Consider the following 21552-nt stretch of genomic DNA (forward strand, 5'->3'; position numbering starts at 1 on the left):
GCCCGGCGCGACTGATCGGACCCGGGGCGACCGGCCGACCGGCCCGACCGGTGCGACCTCCCCGGCGCGCCCGGCGGACCCGAACCGCACCCGTGCGGGACCGGAGCCGGGCCTGCGCGGACGGGTCCGGTGCGGCAGGCTGGAGCCATGCCGGAACTGCCCGAGGTGGAAGCGCTCAAGGACTTCCTCGACGAGAACCTCGTCGGCAAGGAGATCGCCCGGGTGATGCCGGTGGCGATCAGTGTGCTCAAGACGTACGACCCCCCGCTCGGCGCCCTCGACGGCAGCGAGGTGGTCTCCGTGCGGCGGCACGGCAAGTTCCTGGACGTCGGCACCGGCGGCGGACTGCACCTCGTCTTCCACCTGGCCCGGGCGGGCTGGCTGCAGTGGAGGGACGTCCTGCCGTCCGGGGTGCCCCGTCCGGGCAAGGGACCGCTGGCGCTGCGCGCCGCCCTCACCGGCGGGGACGGCTTCGACCTGACCGAGGCGGGCACCACGAAACGGCTCGCCGTCCACCTGGTGCGCGACCCGGCCGAGATCCCCGGCGTCGCCCGGCTCGGACCCGACCCGCTCGCCGACGACTTCGACCGCGACTCCCTCGCCGCGCTCCTCGCGGGGGAGCGGAGGCAGATCAAGGGCGCACTGCGCGACCAGGGCCTCATCGCCGGAATCGGCAACGCCTACAGCGACGAGATCCTGCACGCCGCGAGGATGTCACCGTACAAACTCGCCTCGAAGCTCGGCGCGGACGAGATCACCGGGCTGTACGAGGCGATCCGCACCACGCTCGAGGACGCCGTCGAGCGCTCGCGGGGGCTGGCCGCCGGCCGGCTGAAGGCCGAGAAGAAGAGCGGGCTGAGGGTGCACGGCCGCACCGGCGAGCCCTGCCCGGTCTGCGGCGACACCATCCGCGAGGTGTCGTTCCACGACTCGTCCCTGCAGTACTGCCCGACGTGCCAGACGGGCGGCAGGCCGCTCGCGGACCGGAGGCTGTCGAGGCTGCTCAAGTGACGGTACGCGGGCGCAGGGCGCTTCCGTCCGGAGCCGACGCCCGGCGGTCGAGCGACACGAGGTGCTCGCCGCTCTCGGTACGGACCTCGAAGTGGCCGATCTCGTCCCGCTGCAGGGCCGTCCCCACCTCCATGTCCAGCTCGTCCTGCGTCCCCGGGGTGCCCGTGCCGTACCCGCCGGGGGGTACCGACCAGCTGGTGACGGGGTACTCCCTGCCGTCCCTGCCGACCGCGACCAGCCGGCAGGTCCTGGGCCCCGGCAGCTTCGCCATGCGCAGGGCCACGGCGGTGCCCCAGCCCTTGGAACGCAGATCGACCGCGCCGTACACGCCGGTGGCGCCGTCCGTGGCCGCGATCCGCTCGTCGGGGCCGCCCTCGGCCGGACCCGCCTTCCCCGGGAGCAGGCTCACCGCCATCGCGGGCAGTGTCACGACCAGCGCGGCCGCCGCGGCCACCAGTCGCAGCCGCCGGCGCGAACCGCGCCTGCGCCGGGCCGCGACCTCGTGGAGAAGGCGCTCCAGCAGGCGCGGAGCCGGAGGCTCGTCGGGACGGCCGGGCCCGGCGAGAGCACCCAGCGCCGACGCGACCGGGGCGAAGTCGGAGAGCCGCAGGGCGCAGAGGCCGCATTCCGACAGATGCTCCTCGAAGCGGAAGGCGTCCGCGGGGTCGAGGACGCCCAGCGCGTAGGCGGCCACGGCCCGGTGCTGCTCCCGCAGATTCATGGACCAATCCTTCGGCTCGGCGGCTACGAACGGTCCATACGCGTCGTACGCACCGTGGGTGTCGTCCCTGAATACGCAGCGGAGCCGTGGCGTGCTCAGCGTCGGAAGGGGAAAGTGCGACCGGAGATGCGGTGGTGCGGGCCGTGGCGCGGAGTTGTGGAGAAGCCCGGCAGAATGAGTGGGTGAACGGTGGAAACTCGGGCTTCCGTATGACCGGGCGCCCCGCGGGCAGTCCTCATGTGGAGCCGCTGCTCGGTGCGTATGTGCTCGGTGTACTCGTCCCCGAGGAGGAGGCCCGGGTGGCCGGTCACCTCACCCACTGCGGCCGCTGCCGCGCCGTGTACCTCGGCATGGCGGACGCCCAGGCGCTGCGGGCGGCGTGCGCCGAGGAGGACGCGATCGGCGGCGGGGCGATCGGGACGAACGGGACGGACTGGTACGGCGGATCCGGCGGAGTCCGTGGATCCGATGGAGTCGGTGGAGTCGGTGACGCCGACTGGTATGGCGGTGGGACCGGCCGGAATGGCGGTGGGACCGGCAGGAATGGCGGTGGGACCGGCAGGAATGGCCGTGGGACCGGCCGGAACTAGAATCCGCAGCATGCTGCGCGTACTTGCGGTAGACGACGAGAAGCCGGCCCTCGGGGAACTGCTCTACCTGCTGCGCTCCGACCCGCGGGTGCGCAGCGCGGACGGTGCCACCGACGCCACCGAGGCGCTGCGTCGCATCAGCCGGGCGCTGGACGCGGGCCCGGACGGCGAGGGCGGCGTGGACGTCGTCTTCCTCGACATCCACATGGCGGGGCTCACCGGGCTCGACATGGCCCGGCTGCTCTCGGAGTTCACCCGACCTCCGCTGATCGTGTTCGTCACGGCCCACGAGGGCTTCGCCGTGCAGGCGTTCGACCTCAAGGCCGTCGACTACGTCCTCAAGCCGGTGCGCAGGGAGCGGCTCGCCGAAGCCGTCCGCCGGGTCTGCGATCTGACCATCTCCGCACGCGGGGCCCGGCAGTCCCCCGCGGCGGCCGGGGGCGCGGCCGAGGGCGCCGGTGCCGGGTCGGGCCGGCCGGCCGCCCACCGGACCGGGCCCGTCTCCGGCCCCCTGGTCACCGGATCCACCGCTCCCGGGAGCGCGCCGGAGCAGATTCCCGTGGAACTCGGCGGCGTGACCCGCTTCGTGCCGATCGACGAGATCACCTACGTCGAGGCCCAGGGCGACTACGCACGGCTGCACACGCCCGAGGGCAGCCATCTCGTCCGCATCCCGCTCTCCACGCTCGAGGAGCGGTGGGCGTCCCGCGGCTTCGTCCGGATACACCGCAGCCACCTCGTCGCTCTGGGGCGCATCGACGAACTCCGCCTGGACGGGGGCGCCACGTCCGTCCGCGTGGGCACTGCCGAGCTCGCGGTGAGCCGCCGCCACGCCCGTCAGCTGCGGGATCTGCTGATGCGCCGGGCCCCGGGCTGACCGCCCGCAGGCTCCGGTCGAGTGGCCCCCGCCAGCCCGCCAGCCCGCCCCCGCCCCGGGCCCTGGCCCGTCGCGCCAGCCCGCCCTCGCCTCCGGGCCCGTCGCCGACGATCGTCCAGGCGTACCGCACGCCGCCCCGGCGCACCGCATGCCGCCGAGGCGAATCGACGCACCGACGACGCGGGTCCCCGCCCCGGGGCGGATCGCCGCATAGTGGAAACCACCCGGTCCCCGCGGAACCCGGTCCCGCACCACACGGCGAGTCCGCACCGCCGCGGAGGGCCGGACCCCGGAAGAGCCCCCGCCCGCCGCCCCTGCGCGACGGGGACCGCGGGGGCACGGCACCCCCGGAGTCGTGAGCGACGGGAGAGAACGATGACCGACCGACGCGTACCCCCGCAGGAGACACCGCCCGTGGAGGCGTCCATCGCCGAGGCGCACCAGGAACGTCCGGACGGCGGAATCTGGGAGCATCCAGTGATCATCCTGTCGCTGATCGTGGCGTGCAGCGTGATCTTCGCGGCCCTCTTCATCGGCTGGGCCCTCAGTCTCTGAGGGACCGCACGCGCAGCCCCGCTTCCCGGCCCGCACGCGCAGCCCCCCTCCCGGCCCGCCCGGCTGCCTGCCTCCCGGCCCGCCCGGCCGCTCGCACCGGCCGACCCGCGCCACCGGCCCCACGCCGACCTGCGCCCCCGGCCCGTGCCGGGACCGTGCCGAGAACGTGCCGCGACCACCGGCCTGTACCCCCTCACCCCACCTGCGTAGACTCCATGGACCCCTGCGGAAAGGCCGTTCGTCGCAGCGAGCGGCCCGCCCGCACGAGCCGTCGAGAGAACGCCGGGAGCGGACGCCGATGTCTGCAGGACAGCCACCCCGCCGCGAAGTCGTCACGGGAGTGCCACGCGGCGCCCGCCGCCGCCCCGGCCACGCCCCCGCACGCTCGGAGATCAGCGAGCAGACCCCCATCGGCACCGTCTACGTGCGCTCCCTGATGCGCAGCCAGCTGCGCGCCGCCCTGTACGCGCTGGGTGCGCTCGCCCTCCTCGTCGGCACGCTCCCCCTGCTCTTCGCCTTCCCCGCGGCCGTCCTCGGCTCCTTCTCCTCGCCCCAGCCGTTCGTCTGGGCGGTGCTCGGTGTCGGCGTCTACCCCCTGATGTGGCTGACCGCCCGCTGGTACGTCCGCCGGGCCGAACGCAACGAGGAGGACTTCACCGGCCTGGTCGAGGGCCGCTGAGCACGCCAGTGGGGGACGACCGGTGAACCAGACCTACGCGGTTGCCGCCGTGACCTGCGTGGTGCTGGCGACCGTCCTCATCGGCGCCCTGGGCCTGCGCATCTCCCGGACGACCTCCGACTTCTACGTCGCCTCACGCACCGTCAAACCCGGGCTGAACGCCGCCGCCATCAGCGGCGAGTACCTCTCCGCCGCATCCTTCCTCGGTATCGCGGGACTGGTGCTCCTCCAGGGCCCCGACATGCTCTGGTACCCGGTCGGCTACACCGCCGGCTATCTCGTCCTGCTCGTCCTCGTCGCCGCCCCGCTGCGCCGCTCGGGCGCGTACACCCTCTCCGACTTCGCCGAGGCACGGCTGGAGTCGCCCGCGGTACGGCGCCTCGCCAGCCTGTTCGTCGTCGGTATCGCCTGGCTCTACCTGCTGCCGCAGCTCCAAGGCGCGGGACTCACCCTGGAGATCCTCACCGGCGCGCCCGACTGGTTCGGCGGCCTCCTCGTCGCCGTCGTCGTCACGGGCGCCGTGGCCGCGGGCGGCATGCGCTCCATCACCTTCGTACAGGCGTTCCAGTACTGGCTGAAGCTCACGGCCCTGCTGGTCCCCGCACTGTTCCTGGTCGCCGCCTGGGCCGGCGACGACGCGCCACGCGCACGATTCGACGCGCCCGCCGTGCTGCGCCAGCACACCGAGGTCCGCGTCGACGACACCGTACGCATCGACCTGGACGCCCCGCTGACCGTCGCGGTGACCGGCACGGTGGACGGCATCCGCCACGAGGGGCGGCGGACCACCCTCGACCAGGGCACCCACCGTGTCGAGTCGGGCACCACGCTCACGTTCCCCCCGGGCTCGCACATACCCGAACGCGCATCCACCGGCGCCGACCCCGCCGGCTGGTCCCAGCCGCTCGCGGGCGGCCGTGACGGCTACCAGCTCTACGCCACCTACGGCCTGATCCTCGCCACCTTCCTCGGCACCATGGGCCTGCCGCACGTCGCCGTCCGCTTCTACACGAGCCCCAACGGCCGTGCGGCGCGCCGCACCACCCTCGTGGTCCTCGGCCTGATCGGCGCGTTCTACCTGCTCCCTCCGGTGTACGGGGCCCTCGGCCGGATCTACGCCCCCGAACTCGCCCTGACCGGCGACGCCGACGCCGCCGTACTCGTCCTGCCGGAACGGATGGTCGGCGGACTCACGGGCGATCTGCTCGGCGCGCTCCTCGCGGGCGGCGCGTTCGCCGCCTTCCTGTCCACCGCGTCCGGACTCACCATGTCCGTCGCCGGAGTCCTCAGCCAGGACGTCCTGCCGTCGCGCGGGGTACGGCACTTCCGGCTCGCGACCGTCCTCGCCATGGCGGTGCCGCTCGCCGTCAGCGTCGTCGCCACCAACGTGCCCGTCGCCGACGCCGTCGGACTGGCCTTCGCCGTCTCGGCGTCCTCGTTCTGCCCGCTGCTCGTCCTCGGCATCTGGTGGCGCCGGCTCACCCCGCCGGGCGCCGCCGCCGGACTGGTCACCGGCGGCGGCGCCGCGCTGACCGCCGTCATGGCGACCCGGGCGGGACTCGCCCCCGAGGGCTGGCCGCACACCCTCATGGCCTGGCCGGCCGTCTGGTCGGTGCCGCTCGGATTCCTCACCATGATCGTGGTGTCGCTGGCGACCCCCCGGCACACGCCCCCCGGCGCCGCGGCCATCCTCACCCGCCTCCATCTGCCGGAAGACCTCGCCGGCCGGCCCCCGTCCGAAGGAGCCCGGCGATGACCGGCACCGCGCTGGCCGCACTCGGCGCCGCCGCGGCGGTACTGCTCGCCGCCGGTTTCGCCCTCGGCCGCGTCACCGCCCGCCGCGCCGCGGGATCCGGACCCGACCTGGGCACCCCGGTCGAGCGGGCCACCTTCCACACCCTGCACACCGCCTCGCTCGCCGCGCCCCCGCTGCGCGCCGGGCTCACCGAGGACACCGCGCGCAAGGCCACCCGCCGGCTGCGCTCGCTGCTCGGCACCCGGGCCCTGTGTCTCACGGACCGGGAGACCGTCCTGGCCTGGGACGGCATCGGCGCCGACCACCACCAGGAGCGGGTGATGCGCCGGGTCGGCGAGGTGCTCGAGTCCGGTCGCAGCCAGAGCGTCCGCACCGGTTGCGGCGACCCGGAGTGCCCGCTCCGCTGGGCGGTGATCGCCCCGCTGACGGGGGAGGAGGGCGTGCTCGGCACGCTCGTCGCGTACGGTGCGGCGGAGTCGGCGGTTCTGGTACGGGCGGCGACCGAGGTCGCCCGCTGGGTCTCCGTCCAGCTGGAACTGGCCGAGCTCGACCGCTCCCGCACCCGGCTCATCGAGGCCGAGATCCGTGCCCTGCGGGCCCAGATCTCCCCGCACTTCATCTTCAACTCGCTCGCGGCCATCGCGTCCTTCGTCCGTACCGACCCGGAGCGGGCGCGGGAACTCCTCCTGGAGTTCGCCGACTTCACCCGCTACTCCTTCCGCCGGCACGGCGACTTCACCCATCTCGCCGACGAGTTGCGCTGCATCGAGCAGTACCTGGCCCTCGCCGGGGCCCGCTTCGGCGACCGGCTGAAGGTGACCCTCCAGATCGCGCCCGAAGTCCTCCCGGTCGCTCTGCCCTTCCTGTGCCTCCAGCCGCTCGTCGAGAACGCCGTGAAGCACGGGATGGAGGACGCGGGACGCATCTGCCGGGTCTCCCTCTCCGCCCGGGACGCGGGCTCGGAGGCGGTGGTGACCATCGAGGACGACGGTGTCGGGATGGACCCGGCCGAACTGCGGCGGATCCTCGCACGGGAGGCGGACCGCCCCACCGGCATCGGTCTCTCCAACGTCGACGAGCGGCTGCGTCAGGTGTACGGCGACGACCACGGGCTGGTCATCGAGACAGGGGTCGGAGCAGGCATGAAGATCACCGTGCGGATTCCCAAGTACCGCGCGGGCGTGCACAGTCACCCCGGCGCGGGCTGAGCCCGGAACCCGGGTGCGCGGGACGGGCCCGCGCCGGGGCTGCGAGCGGTGGCCGGCGGAAGCGGTCACCGGGGTCGGGGGCCGAGGCCGATCGTGAGGGGACGGTGGCCGCGGCGGCGCACCGCCGCTGCGCGGTCAGTACAGGTCAGTACAGGTCAGTACAGGTGGACGGCCAGATGGCCCAGCGGAAGCCCCAGCCGCCAGGCCGGGGTCCAGACCTGGGCGTTCTCGCAGGCGGCCGGGTCCACCGGAAGGGCCGGGTGCCAGGGGTCGGCGTCGTCCCCGAGGTCGGCGGCGAGCAGCTCGGTCCGCTCCAGCCAGCCCCACGAAGCCCGCGCCAGTTCGAGATCCGGGTCGGTCCCGGGGAGGTCGACCGACTCCCGCTCGGCCATCCGGTCGCGTACCCACTCCTGCCAGGGGTGCCCGTACGCCGTGACGGACAGCCACTCGTCCAGCCGGGACGCCGTGAGCACGCTGGCCGGGCAGTCCTCGGCGCCGCACAGGTAGACCGTCAGCGCCAGTGTCTCCCGGCCGGCTCTGTACTCCAGCGAACCCGGCTCCACCAGACCGCCGGTGCGCAGCACCTGGTCGGCCAGGAACTCGGCGCACAGCCAGGCCATCGGAACCGCCAGACCGCCTCCGCTGGTGCCGTTCGTACTCTCGGGCCGCACTCACTCCACCTTCTCCCCGGACGTGTTCGGGCATGGGTCTCGACGACGAGCCTCCACCCCAAGACACGCGTCACGGCTCCTCTTTACTCAACTTGGGCGGGCGGTTTCGAATCCGGTCGGGCCGAGCGCGTGGCACCAGGGAGAACAGATGTCCCGTGAGGATGCGGGGACGGAAGTTTCTCGCCCGCGCGCGGTCGCCTCCCCGTCCCGCCCGCGGCTGGTCGCCCTCTCGTCCCGCGGCTGGTCGCCTTCCGGTCCCGCCCGTGGCCGGTCGCCCTCCCGTCCCGCAGCGCGCACCGTCGGTGCCGCACGCCTCAGGCCGCCGAGGGGAGCGGCCTCCCGCTGTAGCCGGGCAGACTCCGGGCCATGGCACGCAGCGCGTGGTACGAGCGGGACTTCACGGTGCCCTGCGGAATGCCGAGAGCCCTCGCGGCCTCGGCCACACTGCGGCCCTGGAAGTAGATCTGCACCAGCACGGCACGGTGCTCCGGGCTCAGCGACCTGACCGCGGCCCGCACGTCGACCGCGGCGACCGCGCGATCCGTCACGTCGGAAGGGTCCGGCGTCGCGGACAGGACACCGTCCGCGATCTCCGCCGGCCGCGCGAGCCGCGACCGGCGCGCATCGATCGCCAGCCGGCGGCCGACGGTGAAGAGCCAGGGCCGCATCGACTCGTAGGGCGCGTCGAACGCCTCCGGGTGCTGCCAGGCCCTCAGCAGGGTCTCCTGCAGCAGGTCCTCCGCGCGTTGCCGGTCCCCGTAGGTCAGGCCGACGAGAAAGCTCAGCAGGGCGGGACCGTGTTCGCGCTGCAGCTCCGCCAGGGCCCGCTCGTCGGTCGTCGCCGTCGCCGTCGCCATCGTCGGCTCCCTTCCCGCAGGGTCTTCCGAGAGTTCGGTGCTCGGAGAGCTCGGTGCTCCGAGCATTCGGTGGTGTGTGCCTCGTGGCGTATACGAACGCATCGGCGGGCGGAGGGACAGGCGCCACACAAGGGTGTGCGACGAGCGGTCGCACAAAGCGGCGAATGGTGCGCCGAACGGTTGACCGGACCCGGCCACTGCCATCGTTACCGGTCCAGCGGGCGCCCCTGTGGATCTCGGGCCCCCGCCCCGTGGTCCGCACGCCCGTACCCCCCGCGCCCCGGGTCCGGCGCCGCGGGCCCCACATCCCGGCCCCCGAGCCCCGCCCGACAGGCGGCCCGGCGGCGGCCTCCCTAGAGTGCGGAACATGAGCATCAGCGTGGCGGAGCGTGGGACCGGCGCCCGGAGCGGTCTCGCGGCCAGGGTGCCGGGCGCCTTCGCGATGTTCTTCGCCCTGCTCGGGGTGTACTGCGCGGTGATCGCGCTCATCGCCCCCCTGCGCAGACTGCTGAGCCCGGTCTCCGCGTTCCTCGACCTGGTCGCCGTGCCCGTCAGCGCCAACCTGGCCTATGCCGTCTTCCTGCTGCTGCTGGCGGCGGCGATCGGTGCGCGCAAGAAGGCCGCGTGGTGGCTCGTCGTCGCCTATCTCGCCCTGCTCGTCCTCACCGACGTCCTCACCCTGGCCCTGCTGCGGGACTGGTCCTGGATCCCCAACCTCGTCCTGTGCCTGATCGCCCTCGGGGTGCTCTTCGCCGCCCGTGGCGAGTTCTACGCGCTGACCCGCCGCGGCGCCCTGCGGCACGCCCTGCTCGTGCTCGTCCTCGGGATCGTGCTGGCCGTCCTTGTCGGCTGGGCGCTCGTGGAGCTGTTCCCCAACGACCTCCCGCAGGGGCAGCGGCTGGTGTGGGCCGCCAACCGGGTGCTCGGCGGGCTCGTCTCCAACGCCCAGTTCGACGGGACCCCGCCCCGCGCCCTCTTCTTCCTCCTCGGCCTGTTCGGTGCGCTCGCGCTGCTGAACTCCGCCCGTACCCTGTTCCGCTCCCAGCGGATGGAGGCCGCCCTGCACGGCGACGAGGAGCCCCGGATCAGGGCCCTGCTCGGCGCCTACGGCTCCCAGGACTCGCTCGGCTACTTCGCCACCCGCCGCGACAAGGCCGTCGTGTTCTCGCCCAACGGCAAGGCCGCCGTCACCTACCGCGTCGAGGCAGGCGTGGCCCTCGCCAGCGGAGACCCCGTCGGGGACACGGAGGCGTGGACCCCCGCCATCGAGACCTGGCTGGACGTCGCCCGCCGCTACGCCTGGGCGCCCGCCGTGATGGGCGCCTCCGAGGACGGCGCCCGTGCCTACGCCCGCTCCGGGCTCGGCGCCATCCAGCTCGGTGACGAGGCGATCCTGCACGTCGACCGCTTCGACCTGAACGGCCGGGACATGCGCGTCACCCGGCAGGCCGTCGGCCGGGTCCGCAGACTCGGGGCGACCACCCGTATCCGCCGCCACTCCGCCCTCGGCGCCGAGGAGATGAAACAGATCATCGACCGCGCCGACGCCTGGCGGGACACCGAGACCGAGCGCGGCTTCTCCATGGCCCTGGACCGGCTCGGCGACCCCGGGGACGGCGACTGCCTGCTCGTCGAGGCCCTCGACGCCGACGGGGACCTCATCGCCCTGCTCTCCTTCGTGCCCTGGGGACGCGACGGGATCTCGCTCGACGTGATGCGCCGGGACCGCGACCACGCGCCCAACGGGATCATGGAGTTCATGGTCGCCGAGCTGTGCGCGGAGGCCCCGCAACTCGGTGTGCGCCGGATCTCCCTCAACTTCGCCGTCTTCCGGTCCGTGTTCGAGGAGGGCGCCAGGATCGGCGCGGGGCCGGTCCTCCGGCTCTGGCGCAGGCTGCTGCTGTTCTTCTCCAGGTGGTGGCAGCTGGAGGCGCTGTACCGCTCCAACGTCAAGTACCAGCCCGTGTGGTACCCGCGCTTCCTCTGCTACGGGGACGCCGGCGCGCTCGCCCGCATCGGCCTCGCCTCCGCGATCGCCGAGGGCTTCGTCTCCGTGCCCCGGTTGCGCAAGCGCTGGGGCAACGGCCGGCCGCGCGGGGACGTCGCCGGACCGGTCGCGGGCACCAAGGAACTCCCGCCGCTCGACACGCTCGAACTCGCCGGGCCCGACAGCGTACGGCCCATGGGGGAGCGCCGGCTGCCGGAGCAGGTGCGCATCCGCCACCGCAAACTCGAACGGTTGCGCGAGCAGGGTGTCGACCCGTACCCGGTGGGCGTCGCCGCGCGTACCGGCCCGCTCGCCGCCGTACGCGCCGCCCACCCGGACCTGCCGGCCGGCGCCCGCACGGGTGAACGGGCCACGGTCGCCGGACGGGTCATGGCCGTACGCGACTTCGGCGGGGTCGTCTTCGCCGTGCTCCGCGACTGGTCCGGCGACCTCCAGATCGCCTTGACCCGCGACGGTTCCGGCCCCGAGGTGCTCTCCGCCTTCTCCGCGGACGTCGACCTCGGCGACCACGTCACCGCCACCGGCGAGATCGGTGCCAGTGACCGGGGCGAACTCAGCGTCTTCGCCGACGCCTGGCAGCTCACCGCCAAGTGCCTGCGCCCCCTGCCCGACAAGCGCCGCGGGCTGGCCGACCCCGAGGCACGGGTGCGCCGCCGCTATCTCGACCTGGTCACCAGCCCCGACGCCCGCAGCGTCGTCCGGGCCCGCTCCACCGCGGTCCAGGCCCTGCGGCAGGGGCTGCTCGACCGCGGCTACCTCGAGGTCGAGACCCCGATGCTCCAGCAGATCCACGGCGGCGCCAACGCCCGCCCGTTCACCACGCACATCAACGCCTACGACATGGACCTGTACCTGCGGATCGCGCCGGAGCTGTTCCTCAAGAGGCTGTGCGTGGGCGGCATGGAGAAGGTCTTCGAGATGGGCCGCACCTTCCGCAACGAGGGTGTGTCGTACAAGCACAACCCCGAGTTCACGATGCTGGAGGCGTACCAGGCGTTCGCCGACTACGACGTGATGCTGGACCTGGCGCGCGAGCTCATCCAGGGCGCGGCCGTCGCCGCGTTCGGCGCCCCCGTCGCCCACCGGAAGGGCCCCGACGGCACGCTCGCCGTCCACGACATCTCCGGCGCCTGGCCCGTCAAGACCCTGTACGGAGCGGTGTCCGAGGCGCTCGGCGAGGAGGTCGACGCCGACACCGGCGAGGAGCGGCTGAGAAGCCTCTGCGACCTCGCGGGAGTGCCGCACGGCCCCGACGACACCCGCGGCGACGTGGTCCTGGAGATGTACGAACGGCTGGTCGAGGAGAAGACCCTGCTGCCCACCTTCTACAAGGACTTCCCGACCGACGTGTCTCCGCTGACCCGCCAGCACCGCCGTGACCCGCGCCTCGCCGAGCGCTGGGACCTCGTCGCCTTCGGTACCGAACTGGGCACGGCATACTCCGAGTTGACCGACCCCGTCGAGCAGCGTCGCCGGCTCACCGCCCAGTCACTGCTCGCGGCCGGCGGGGACCCCGAGGCGATGGAGCTCGACGAGGACTTCCTCGACGCCCTGGAGTACGCCATGCCGCCGACCGGAGGGCTCGGCATCGGCGTGGACCGGCTGGTGATGTTCCTGACCGGCCTGACCATCCGCGAGACCCTGCCGTTCCCGCTGGTGCGCCGCCACTGACGCGGCGGGACGGAGCGCCGCCCGCGTCCGGGAACGCCGGGAACGCCGTCCGGGAACGCCGGCGACACCGGCAGCACCGAGCAGCAGCCCGCGTCCGGGAGGGCCGGGGCCCGGGAGCAGACCCGGGGCGCGGCAGGCCCGGGAGCGCCGCAGGCTCGGCCCGGCGGGTGGAGGAGGTGGCCGGGGCCCGGCGTCAGCGCGTGGCGACCATACGGGCGAAGACGACGACGTTCCCGTCGTAGCCGGTGCCGCGCGAGTAGCCGCCGCCGCAGGTGATCACGCGCAGCTCGGGCGTGCCGGTGTCGCCGTAGACCCGGGCGCCGGGGAAGTTGTTCTTGGAGAACACCTCGACGCCGTACACCTCGAAGACCGCCACACGGCCGTCGTAGCGGGTCACCTCCACGTGCTGGCCCTTCTGCATCGAGCCGAGCCCGTAGAACACGGCGGGCCCGCCCGCGTTGTCGACATGGCCGACGACCACGGCGGTGCCCTGCTGGCCGGGGGCGATGCCGTTCTGGTACCAGCCGGCGAGATTGGTGTCCTGCGCCGGTGGGGCCTCGATCCAGCCGTTGGCGTCGAGCCCCACGTCGACGATGGGCGCGTCCACGCCGACGGCCCGAATGGCGATCCGCGACGCCGGGGCGTACGGCAGCGGCTCGACGGTACCGGGCAGGGGAACGGAGTCCTGGTTGGCGCGCACGTCGTCCAGCGACGCCGCCACAGCGGGCTGGGGCGGCCCCATGCCGACGTCGACCCCGTTCCGCACCAGGGCGAGTCCTGTGAGCATGACAAGGGCCAGGACGCCCCAAGGGGAGCGTCTCCTCGAATCCGACCCCGTGAACTCCTGCCGGCGCATGGCTCTCCCATCTCATCGTCTGCCCGCACGCTAAGCAGATGAGCTGGAGGGCGCGACCTGGGAGGGGCGAACGGGTGGTACGGCCACTCGGGGTGACCCATATGAGTAGACAGTCCGGCAAAACCTCTGACAGTCCGTGACCTGCGACTCCGTCAGGTTCGGGCTGCTCCTCCCGGCGTGTCGCTCACCGGGGTGGACGAGTCCCGAAATGCGACGGGTGTGCAACCCGGTGAGGGTTCGTCATGGAGGGCGTTCTCGTCGAAATCTCCGGAGCACCGTTCCGGGGCGCACCTCCGATGGAGGTTCAACCATGCGTGCTTCACGCGCTGTCGCGGTGGCGATCACCGCGTGTGCGGCCATGGGCGCCACTTCTCCCGTGGTCGCCGCCACTTCCACCGGGGGTGGCCACGGCCCGGGCAATGTCCGTCTCTCCCCGTCCGAGGTCCACCAGGGCTCGACGCTGACCATCCTCGTCGACGGCTGCCACCGCGGCGGCACGGTGTCGTCCAACGCCTTCCCCGCCGCCAACCTGAGCTTCGGCTACGGGGGGTACTACGGCCCGAGCGGCAAGCGGGCGGGTGAAGAGGTCAACCCGGACCCGAACGGCAACGGCAACGCCAACGGCAACGGTCAGGACCAGGGCGGGGGCGGGAACGCCTTCGGTCAGGACCAGAACGGCAACGGCAACGGCAACGGGAACGGGAACGGGAACGGGAACGGCAACGGGAACGGTCAGGACCAGGGCGGCAACGGCAACGGCCGCAACGATCAGGGTGGCAACGACAACCGCCGTGACCAGGGTGGGAACAACAACGGCCGGGGCAACAACGACGGCCGCAACGATCAGGGTGGCAACGACAACCGCCGTGACCAGGGTGGGAACAACAACGGCCGGGGCAACAACGACGGCCGCAACGATCAGGGTGGCAACGACAACCGTCGCGACCAGGGCGGCAACAACAACGGCCGCGGCAACGACGGCCGCAACGACAACAACCGTCGCGACCAGGGCGGTCACCACGACAACCGGCGCAACGACCGCGGCGGCTTCAACGACTTCCGGGGCGGTCAGGGTGTCGCCGTCGCCACCGCCCGCATCTTCGACCGTGCGACCCCGGGCCAGTACAACCTGGCCATCCGGTGCCACGACAGCAACCGGATCGCGACCCGGACCTTCATCGTGCTCTCGGGCCGCGGTGCCCAGGGTGGTCTCGGTGGTTCGCAGGGTCCCTCCAGCACCGAGATGGCCGTGGGCGGCGGTCTTGTCGCCACGGCGGCCGTCGGTGGTGCCGTCTACCTCCTCCGGCGCCGCCGCGGCATCAGCGGCGGAGAGGCCTGACCGGCCCGATCGGTCCGGTCGGGCCCGACCGGACCGGGCCTGCCGGCCTGCCGGTCGGGCCGGTCAACCGCGCCAACGCCCGTCGCCCCGAGTCCTGATCAAGGAACCGGGGCGACGGGCGTTGGCGGTTGTGGAACGGTCGAACGGGACGGGCCGGCAACGAGATCGCCGGCACCAACAGGACCGGCACCAACAAGGCCGGCACCAAAGAGATCGCCGCCGGCGACGATGCGCCGGCGGCGAGAGGGAGCGTCAGTGCAGCCGGCTGCCCGAGCGCCGGCGCACCACGTAGACGACGCCACCGGAAGCCGCCAGGACGAGCCCGACACCTGCCGTGATCTCCACGGCGTTCATGCCGCCGATGCTGCCGCCCAGGCCGCCCTTGACGCCCTGGGGCTGGGGCCGGGGAGCGGCCGTGCTGGTGGATCGGGTGGTCGGCGTCGCCGCGCCACCGCCGGAGATCGTGAGATCCGTGGTGCCGGTCTGGTTGTTGCAGGTGAACTGGACCGAGTACACGGCGCCGCGCCGTGCGTCCAGGTCGACCCTCGCCGTGGCGGTCTGGCGCGGCGGGATCGTCACGGTGTCGAACACGCCGGACGAGGCCGTGGCCGTGGTGCCGCAGCCGGACACGCCCAGCGTCACCGTGCCGCCCGGTGCGACGGTCGAGGGGGTGACGGCGAACGAGAACGGCTGCTTGCGGACGCTGCCGCCGGCGCCGTCGGCGGTGTCCGCCGCCGCGGTGGGAAGGGTCAGAGCGAGGGCGGCCGCTCCCATGAGAGCGGCGGACGCGACGGGTATCGCGCGCATGGCTATCCTCCGGGTCCCCGAGGAGCAGTTGCGGAAGGGTTTCCACAAGGGCAGGGAATGCACCTCGATGACCGAAACGCTAGAAGTGCCCCTTCGCCCCCGCGATCTCAGGCGGACGAATGGGGCATGCTTGTCCCCCGGGTGGCGCACCGGGGGGTTGCCCCGCTTGCGCCACCCGAGGTGCCGTGATCAGCCGAGGGTGTGCGGGAAGAGCGCCGTGAACGCTCCGGGAGCGGCCGACGGGCCCCTGCCGAACGGCGCGTCGAAGTCCCAGATCAGGAAGAGCAGGAACGCGATCAGCGCGCTGAAGAGACCGGCCAGCAGCAACTCCCGGAACGTCCGGCGGATCTGCAGGGTGAAGATCAGGCCGACGGTGACCACCGCGCCCGCCACCAGGCCGAACCACACCACGCCGGGCATCGTGGCCTCGGCGCCCTGCCCCCGGGAGCCACGGGCGTCGTCGGCCGCCGCCACCTGGTCGACGAGCGGCTGGTACGCCTGGCCCTCGTGGTCGTTCCTCGGCACGTAGTCCGTCACGTCCCTGCGCACCTGCTCCAGCAGCCGTGTGCCCTTCGCGGTCAGCTCGCCCTTCTCGACCATATGGGGCCACTCGACGTGCACGACGTGCGAGACATAGGCGTCGACGCTGTCCCGGATGCGTTCGCGCGCCTCCGCGGGGTAGACCTCGGCGCGCGCGCTCACCTCGTGCAGTGCCTGGGCCTCGTGACGTACCGAGTCCTCCGCCGCGCCGCGCGCCTCCCAGACGCCCGCGATGGCCAGGCCGAGCACGATCGCGTAGACGACGCCGATCATCATTGTCATGTACTCGATGACGTCAGGCGTCTGCGAGGGGTCGTCGTCCTCGCCGACCCGTCGATGGTTGATGACGGTGATGGCGAGGACGACCGCGCACGCCGCGGCCATGGCGAGGGACAGTACGACCCACTCCGACAAGTGAACCTCCGGGAACTAGCGGGATCGGGGACGAAGGAACGCCGCCGCGAGCACGGCGGGTGCGGTGACCAGCAGCGTGAGGGAGACCAGCGAGGGGCCGCCCCGCGGTTCCTCGCGCTGGGGTCTGCGGTAGTGGGGGAGGGCGACCGGGGTGGGCCGCGGCGGTGCCGGTCGGGCCTTCGCCGGCGGCGCCGGTCGTGGCGGTGGTGGTGGCGGTGGTGGTGGCGGAGCCTGTTCGATCCGGGGCGGGGCGGGAGGCGGGGGAGGGGGCGGAGGTGGTGGTTCGGGCGGCGGTGGTGGCGGTGGTGGCGGCGGGGGAGGTGGTGGCGGCGGTGCGGGGGGTGGTGGTGGCGGTTCGGGAACGGGGACCGGCCCCGCCGTGCAGTGGACGCCGCCGGCGATGGCGACCGCGGAGCCCGGCCCGTTCGGCCCACCGGGGCCGATCGAGGCGTACGAGCAGGAGTCGGCGGCGGCGGGCAGCGGTGCCGTCAGCAGCCAGGTGAGTGCGGCGGCCGACAGCAGCCGCGCGACGATCGATCCGTACACGCCGGTGAGCCTGATCCACGACCGGCCCGGACACGCCCGGACGGGAGGCGATTCGCCTGATGGAGGGGTTGTCCGAGAATCGGGTTTGAGGCGCCGTGAAGATTTTCTCCGCAGGCCGTTGAACACTCCCCGCCTCCCCGCGCGTACCTAGGGCCGTGAACGGCGCACCAAGGCGCCACAACGGACACCGGGCTACGGGAGTTGACATGAAGACCTGGCGGAACGCCTCGCTCGCGGTGACCGCGGCGGCCGTACTCGCGCTGACGACGGCGTGCGGTCAGGAGACGGGGACGCAGCCGAACGGCCAGGCCGTCGGAGCCGTCAACCCTGCCGGGCAGCCGGCCGCCAACAGCGGCTACGGATCGGGTTACGGCGGTGGTGCCGCGGGCGCCGGTGCGGCGGACGCCAAGCCCAGGACGGCGGGCCAGCTCGCCGTGTGGGAGAGCAAGAAGCTCGGCGAGGTGCTCACCGACGGCGAGGGGATGACCCTGTACCGCTTCGACAAGGACTCCGTCGACCCGGTGACGTCGAACTGCAACGGCGACTGCGCGCAGGCCTGGCCGGTGGTGGCCGCGGGCGACGTGACTCCCGCTCCCGGCACCGACGCCTCGCTGATCGGCTCGGTCACCCGTGCCGATGGCACCAAGCAGCTCACCGTCGGCGGCTGGCCGATGTACCGCTACGCCAAGGACGCCAAGCCCGGCGACGCCAACGGCCAGGGTGTCGGCGGCACCTGGTTCGCCTCGGCGCCCGACGGCAAGAAGGCCGCGCTCGGCGGGGGCGGCGGCGAGGAGTCCGGTGGCGAGGAGTCCGCGGAGGACGCGGGCGGGGAGCCGGCGGACCTCGCGGGCCTTTCCGTTCGCAAGGACCCGAAGCTCGGCGAGATCGTCGTGGACAAGAACGGAATGACCGCCTACGCCTTCACCAAGGACTCCGCCTGGCCGATGAAGACCGCCTGCACGGGTGCGTGCCTGGAGAAGTGGCCGGTCATCGCCCCGGTGAACGTGAACGACACCGCCGGCATTCTGAAGAAGGGCTTTGTGACCTTCGACCGGCCCGACGGAATCAAGCAGCAGACCATCGACTGCCAGCCGATCTACACGTTCGCGGGCGACAAGAAGCCCGGTGACACCAACGGGCAGGGAGTGGGCGGCACCTGGTTCGCCGTGTCGCCCCAGGGCAAGCCGGTCGGGGCGCCCGGTTAAGTCCCCACGCCGCGCCCCGGCCACCGGCCCGCCGCCACGCCCCCCGCGTGCGGCGGGCCGGCTGTTTGCGGTGGTTCATACCAGCACGTGCCGGTGGCGTGTGACCAAGAACGGACCGTTAATTTCCGTTTCTGCTCGCTCTCTTGGCGGGCGATCAGTAGCCTCGGCTCGAACACCTGCCATGAGAATGGCGGTTTACCCGTGGCGACTTGTTGGAGACATCAATGGAGCGTCCCGCCTGGGCCCCGCCCGGCATCGACATCTCGGTGCCGAGCGTGTCCCGCATTTACGACTACTACCTGGGCGGCTCGCACAACTTCGAGGTCGATCGTGAAGCCGCCCGGAAGGCCATGCAGTTCATGCCGGGCCTGCCCAAGATCATGCAGGCGAACCGGGCCTTCATGCGCCGTGCCGTACGCTACGCCGTGAGCGAGGGCGTCAGCCAGTTCCTGGACGTGGGCTCCGGCATACCGACGTTCGGCAACACCCACGAGATCGCGCAGAAGGCCGACCCCGGGGCGCGGGTCGTGTACGTCGACCACGACCCGGTCGCCGTCGCCCACAGCCGGGCCGTGCTGGAGGGCAACGACGGAGCCGGGATCGTCCAGGCGGACCTGCGCAAGCCGGCGGACATCCTCGCCGACGGCGAGACCACCAGGCTGCTGGACCTCGAACGGCCCGTGGCCCTGCTGCTCGTCGCGGTGCTCCACTTCCTGGAGGACTCCGACGCCCCCGGGCGGTCCGTCGCCGCGCTGCGCGACGCGCTCGCGCCCGGCAGCCTGGTCGTCGTCACCCACGCCTCGTACGAGGGCATCCCGCTGCCCAGGGAGCAGGCCGGCGGCGCCGTCGGGGTCTACAAGGACATCCGCAACCCGCTGGTGATGCGCTCGCGCGAGGAGATCGCCCGGTTCTTCGACGGGTTCGAGATGGTCGAGCCCGGACTGGTGTCGATGCCGGACTGGCGGCCCGAGACCCCGGCCGCGCAGGAGGACCCATACGCGTTCTCCGGGTACGCAGGGGTGGGGCGCAAGGCGTGATGACGCCGTCGCAGGCAGCGGGCTCGGACGCGGGTGGCCCGGACGACCTGGAGGACAGACTCAGCCGGTTCGCGACCATCTGGAGCCGGGCGATCTTCCCGGTCACGGCCACGTCGCTGACCCGTCCCGAATTCGAGGAGCATCTGCTGCCGCTGGCCCGGCAGTTGAGCGAGGCGCTGCACACCCGCCCGTTCGACCCCGCGGCCGCGCAGCGGGTCGGCGGCGCACTCGTCGACGCCCACTGCACGGACCCGGACGCCCTCAGCCGTACGCTCGGCGTCGTCGACGCCTACCTGGTCCTGTACTGCGGCAGCGGCCAGGAGTCGGCCGACGACAGCCGGGCCCGCTGCGCCAGGCTGCAGCACGCGCTCGCCGCCGGATACGCCCTCGCCCTGCGCGAGCGCACCCTCACCGAGCAGGAGGCCATCGCCCGCTCGGCGCTGGCGGCACGCAGCGTGGCCATGGAGGCCCTGCACGCCACCGAGACCCGCTTCCGCGCCGTGTTCGAGGACGCCGCCATCGGCATCGGCATCGCCGACCTCGACGGCAACGTCCTGGAGGTCAACGACACGCTGACCCGGATGTTCGGCGGACTGGAGCACCATGTCCGCGGCCGCAAGGTCAACGAATGGGCGCACCCGGAGGACCGCCCGCTGACCTGGAACATGTACGAGGAACTCGTACGCGGCGAACGCGAGCACTACCGCGTCGAGAAGCCCTTCTACCGCAACGACGGCACGGTGCTCTGGACCAATCTCACCGTCTCGCTGCTGCGGGACGCCGACGGCGTGCCCCAGTACCAGCTGGCGCTCATGGAGGACACCACCGAACGGCGGCTGCTCAACCTCCGGCTGAGGTACGAGGCGACCCACGACGCGCTCACCGGGCTGCCCAACCGGACCCTGTTCTTCGAGCGGCTGGAGAAGGCGCTGGCCGCAGGTGAGGGGGCCCGATTCGGGCTCTGCTACCTCGACCTCGACGGCTTCAAGGCGATCAACGACAGCCTCGGCCACTCGGCGGGCGACCGACTCCTCGTCGAGGTCGCCGACCGGTTGCAGAGCTGCGCCACGGCGCCCGGCGAGATGGTGGCCAGGCTCGGCGGCGACGAGTTCGTGGCGCTGACCACCGGCCGTGAGACCCAGCGCGAGGCGAGCGAGCTCGCCGCCCGGATCCTCGCCGCGCTCGCCGCGCCCATCACCCTCGACGGGCGGGAGATCATCGTCCGCGGCAGCATCGGGATCGTCGAGGGGCCGGCCGGGGAACGCACCTCGGCGGAAGTGCTGCGCAGCGCGGACATCACCATGTACCGGGCCAAGTCGGCGGGCGGGAACCGCTTCGAGTTCTCCGACCCGGAGGCCGACGCCCGCGCGATCACCCGGCACGGGCTGACCACGGCGCTCCCGGCCGCCCTGGAGCGGGGCGAGTTCTTCATCGAGTACCAGCCGCTGGTGCACCTCGGCGACGGCCGGGTGCACGGGGCGGAGGCGCTGGTGCGCTGGTCGCACCCGCAGCACGGAGTCCTCGGACCGGACCACTTCATCCCGCTCGCCGAGCACACCGGGCTGATCGTGCCGCTCGGCCGCTGGGTCCTCCAGGAGGCCGTGCGGCAGGCGCGCGCCTGGCACGAGCAGGCCGAACCGGGCGGCTCCGCACCGCCGCTGCGGATCAACGTCAATCTCTCCCCGACCCAGCTGCACCACCCGGGTCTGGTCGCCGACACCGTCGACGTACTGGAGCGCTCGGGCCTCCCGCCCGGCGCGCTGTGCCTGGAGCTCACCGAGTCCGCGCTGATCGGGGCGGACGAGGACCTGCTCAAACCGCTGCGGCAACTCGCCGAGATGGGCGTCGACATCGCGCTCGACGACTTCGGCACGGGCTACTCCAACCTGGCCAATCTGCGGCGGCTCCCGGTGAGCGTGCTCAAGCTGGACCGCTCCTTCACGCAGGGCATGCAGCAGCATCCGGCGGACCCGGTCGACCGGAAGATCGTCGAGGGCATCGTCTCGCTGGCCCACAGCCTGGAGCTGGCGGTGACGGTGGAGGGCGTGGAGACCGGTGTACAGGCCGAGCAACTGCGCGAGCTGGGCTGCGACACGGCCCAGGGCTGGTACTACGCCCGGCCGGGCCCGCCGGACCGGCTGCACGCGCTGTCGCTCGCGGACGCGGTGTAGCCGGCGGCGCGTGGGTGCCGGGCCGGCGCCCCA

Annotated in this window: 18 protein-coding genes and 1 pseudogene; 12 read left to right on the forward strand and 7 right to left on the reverse strand. The window is 72.9% G+C overall.

The window, feature by feature from the left end; genetic code table 11:
- Window positions 1-147: 147 nt before the first annotated feature.
- Entirely contained in the window at window positions 148-1011 is an 864-nt protein-coding gene (locus DDW44_RS28310) for an Fpg/Nei family DNA glycosylase (protein ID WP_108908249.1), read from the forward strand.
- On the opposite strand, the gene DDW44_RS28315 is transcribed toward DDW44_RS28310, so the two are convergent.
- A complete protein-coding gene (locus tag DDW44_RS28315; RefSeq protein WP_108908250.1) occupies window positions 1004-1732 on the reverse strand; it encodes an anti-sigma factor family protein in 729 nt (242 codons plus the stop codon). The two genes, DDW44_RS28310 and DDW44_RS28315, sit on opposite strands and share 8 nt — an antisense overlap.
- Window positions 1733-1914: 182 nt before the next feature.
- Between DDW44_RS28315 and DDW44_RS33285 the strand changes: the two genes are divergently transcribed.
- The 6 genes from DDW44_RS33285 (at window position 1915) to DDW44_RS28350 (ending at window position 7397) form a co-directional block, all read left to right on the forward strand.
- The gene (locus tag DDW44_RS33285; RefSeq protein ID WP_279634820.1) at window positions 1915-2322 is read left to right on the forward strand and encodes an anti-sigma factor family protein; all 408 of its coding nucleotides are present in this window, start codon (window positions 1915-1917) and stop codon (window positions 2320-2322) included.
- A 10-nt stretch (window positions 2323-2332) separates the two neighbouring features.
- The gene (locus DDW44_RS28330; RefSeq protein ID WP_108908251.1) at window positions 2333-3199 is read left to right on the forward strand and encodes a LytR/AlgR family response regulator transcription factor; all 867 of its coding nucleotides are present in this window, start codon (window positions 2333-2335) and stop codon (window positions 3197-3199) included.
- 375 nt (window positions 3200-3574) lie between these two features.
- Window positions 3575-3754 (forward strand): DUF6480 family protein, encoded by a 180-nt coding sequence (locus DDW44_RS28335; protein ID WP_108908252.1) that lies wholly within the window; start codon window positions 3575-3577, stop codon window positions 3752-3754.
- A gap of 298 nt (window positions 3755-4052) precedes the next feature.
- A complete protein-coding gene (locus tag DDW44_RS28340) occupies window positions 4053-4433 on the forward strand; it encodes a membrane protein (RefSeq protein WP_026281934.1) in 381 nt (126 codons plus the stop codon).
- Between the two features lie 22 nt (window positions 4434-4455).
- A complete protein-coding gene (locus DDW44_RS28345; RefSeq protein WP_108908253.1) occupies window positions 4456-6189 on the forward strand; it encodes a sodium/solute symporter in 1734 nt (577 codons plus the stop codon).
- On the forward strand, window positions 6186-7397 hold the full coding sequence (locus DDW44_RS28350; RefSeq protein ID WP_017947277.1) for a sensor histidine kinase: 1212 nt from the start codon (window positions 6186-6188) through the stop codon (window positions 7395-7397). The genes DDW44_RS28345 and DDW44_RS28350 overlap by 4 nt, the downstream gene beginning before the upstream one ends.
- A gap of 155 nt (window positions 7398-7552) precedes the next feature.
- Here DDW44_RS28350 and DDW44_RS28355 read toward each other — a convergent pair whose 3' ends face one another.
- Complete coding sequence (locus tag DDW44_RS28355; RefSeq protein ID WP_108908254.1) at window positions 7553-8068, reverse strand: hypothetical protein; 516 nt, start codon at window positions 8066-8068, stop codon at window positions 7553-7555.
- A 314-nt stretch (window positions 8069-8382) separates the two neighbouring features.
- Window positions 8383-8925: a sigma-70 family RNA polymerase sigma factor gene (locus tag DDW44_RS28360; RefSeq protein ID WP_017947275.1), complete on the reverse strand. Its 543-nt coding sequence runs from the start codon at window positions 8923-8925 to the stop codon at window positions 8383-8385.
- A gap of 367 nt (window positions 8926-9292) precedes the next feature.
- Between DDW44_RS28360 and lysX the strand changes: the two genes are divergently transcribed.
- The gene (gene lysX / locus DDW44_RS28365) at window positions 9293-12604 is read left to right on the forward strand and encodes a bifunctional lysylphosphatidylglycerol synthetase/lysine--tRNA ligase LysX (protein WP_018891682.1); all 3312 of its coding nucleotides are present in this window, start codon (window positions 9293-9295) and stop codon (window positions 12602-12604) included.
- Between the two features lie 193 nt (window positions 12605-12797).
- Here lysX and DDW44_RS28370 read toward each other — a convergent pair whose 3' ends face one another.
- Entirely contained in the window at window positions 12798-13391 is a 594-nt protein-coding gene (locus DDW44_RS28370) for a class F sortase (RefSeq protein ID WP_108908255.1), read from the reverse strand.
- Between the two features lie 1135 nt (window positions 13392-14526).
- Here DDW44_RS28370 and DDW44_RS33660 point away from each other — a divergent pair.
- Window positions 14527-14799: pseudogene (locus tag DDW44_RS33660) on the forward strand (hypothetical protein); the annotation flags it as partial.
- Between the two features lie 252 nt (window positions 14800-15051).
- Here the strand turns inward: DDW44_RS33660 and DDW44_RS28380 are convergent.
- The 3 genes from DDW44_RS28380 to DDW44_RS32260 form a co-directional block, all read right to left on the reverse strand.
- A complete protein-coding gene (locus tag DDW44_RS28380; protein ID WP_018891681.1) occupies window positions 15052-15606 on the reverse strand; it encodes a hypothetical protein in 555 nt (184 codons plus the stop codon).
- 189 nt (window positions 15607-15795) lie between these two features.
- A complete protein-coding gene (locus tag DDW44_RS28385) occupies window positions 15796-16560 on the reverse strand; it encodes a bestrophin-like domain (protein ID WP_018891680.1) in 765 nt (254 codons plus the stop codon).
- Window positions 16561-16575: 15 nt separating this feature from the next.
- The gene (locus DDW44_RS32260; RefSeq protein WP_244224136.1) at window positions 16576-17106 is read right to left on the reverse strand and encodes a hypothetical protein; all 531 of its coding nucleotides are present in this window, start codon (window positions 17104-17106) and stop codon (window positions 16576-16578) included.
- A gap of 206 nt (window positions 17107-17312) precedes the next feature.
- On the opposite strand from DDW44_RS32260, the gene DDW44_RS28395 reads away from it, so the two are divergent.
- The 3 genes from DDW44_RS28395 (at window position 17313) to DDW44_RS28405 (ending at window position 21519) form a co-directional block, all read left to right on the forward strand.
- Window positions 17313-18311, forward strand: coding sequence for an SCO0930 family lipoprotein (locus DDW44_RS28395; protein ID WP_018891679.1), 999 nt, complete (start codon window positions 17313-17315; stop codon window positions 18309-18311).
- Window positions 18312-18535: 224 nt separating this feature from the next.
- Entirely contained in the window at window positions 18536-19348 is an 813-nt protein-coding gene (locus tag DDW44_RS28400) for an SAM-dependent methyltransferase (RefSeq protein ID WP_108908256.1), read from the forward strand.
- Entirely contained in the window at window positions 19348-21519 is a 2172-nt protein-coding gene (locus tag DDW44_RS28405) for a putative bifunctional diguanylate cyclase/phosphodiesterase (RefSeq protein WP_206307396.1), read from the forward strand. Before DDW44_RS28400 ends, DDW44_RS28405 begins: the two co-directional genes overlap by 1 nt.
- Window positions 21520-21552 lie beyond the last annotated feature (33 nt).

It is taken from the genome of Streptomyces tirandamycinicus (genome assembly GCF_003097515.1).
In the GTDB taxonomy this organism is placed as follows: Bacteria; Actinomycetota; Actinomycetes; order Streptomycetales; family Streptomycetaceae; genus Streptomyces; species Streptomyces tirandamycinicus.

What these genes read in the sequence shown, in the direction of transcription:
- DDW44_RS28310 (WP_108908249.1), top strand. Translation starts at nt 148, where the DNA reads ATGCCGGAACTGCCCGAGGTGGAAGCGCTCAAGGACTTCCTCGACGAG.
- DDW44_RS28315 (WP_108908250.1), bottom strand. Translation starts at nt 1,732, where the DNA reads ATGAATCTGCGGGAGCAGCACCGGGCCGTGGCCGCCTACGCGCTGGGC.
- DDW44_RS28330 (WP_108908251.1), top strand. Translation starts at nt 2,333, where the DNA reads ATGCTGCGCGTACTTGCGGTAGACGACGAGAAGCCGGCCCTCGGGGAA.
- DDW44_RS28335 (WP_108908252.1), top strand. Translation starts at nt 3,575, where the DNA reads ATGACCGACCGACGCGTACCCCCGCAGGAGACACCGCCCGTGGAGGCG.
- DDW44_RS28340 (WP_026281934.1), top strand. Translation starts at nt 4,053, where the DNA reads ATGTCTGCAGGACAGCCACCCCGCCGCGAAGTCGTCACGGGAGTGCCA.
- DDW44_RS28350 (WP_017947277.1), top strand. Translation starts at nt 6,186, where the DNA reads ATGACCGGCACCGCGCTGGCCGCACTCGGCGCCGCCGCGGCGGTACTG.
- DDW44_RS28360 (WP_017947275.1), bottom strand. Translation starts at nt 8,925, where the DNA reads ATGGCGACGGCGACGGCGACGACCGACGAGCGGGCCCTGGCGGAGCTG.
- lysX (WP_018891682.1), top strand. Translation starts at nt 9,293, where the DNA reads ATGAGCATCAGCGTGGCGGAGCGTGGGACCGGCGCCCGGAGCGGTCTC.
- DDW44_RS28370 (WP_108908255.1), bottom strand. Translation starts at nt 13,391, where the DNA reads ATGCTCACAGGACTCGCCCTGGTGCGGAACGGGGTCGACGTCGGCATG.
- DDW44_RS28380 (WP_018891681.1), bottom strand. Translation starts at nt 15,606, where the DNA reads ATGCGCGCGATACCCGTCGCGTCCGCCGCTCTCATGGGAGCGGCCGCC.
- DDW44_RS28395 (WP_018891679.1), top strand. Translation starts at nt 17,313, where the DNA reads ATGAAGACCTGGCGGAACGCCTCGCTCGCGGTGACCGCGGCGGCCGTA.
- DDW44_RS28400 (WP_108908256.1), top strand. Translation starts at nt 18,536, where the DNA reads ATGGAGCGTCCCGCCTGGGCCCCGCCCGGCATCGACATCTCGGTGCCG.
- DDW44_RS28405 (WP_206307396.1), top strand. Translation starts at nt 19,348, where the DNA reads ATGACGCCGTCGCAGGCAGCGGGCTCGGACGCGGGTGGCCCGGACGAC.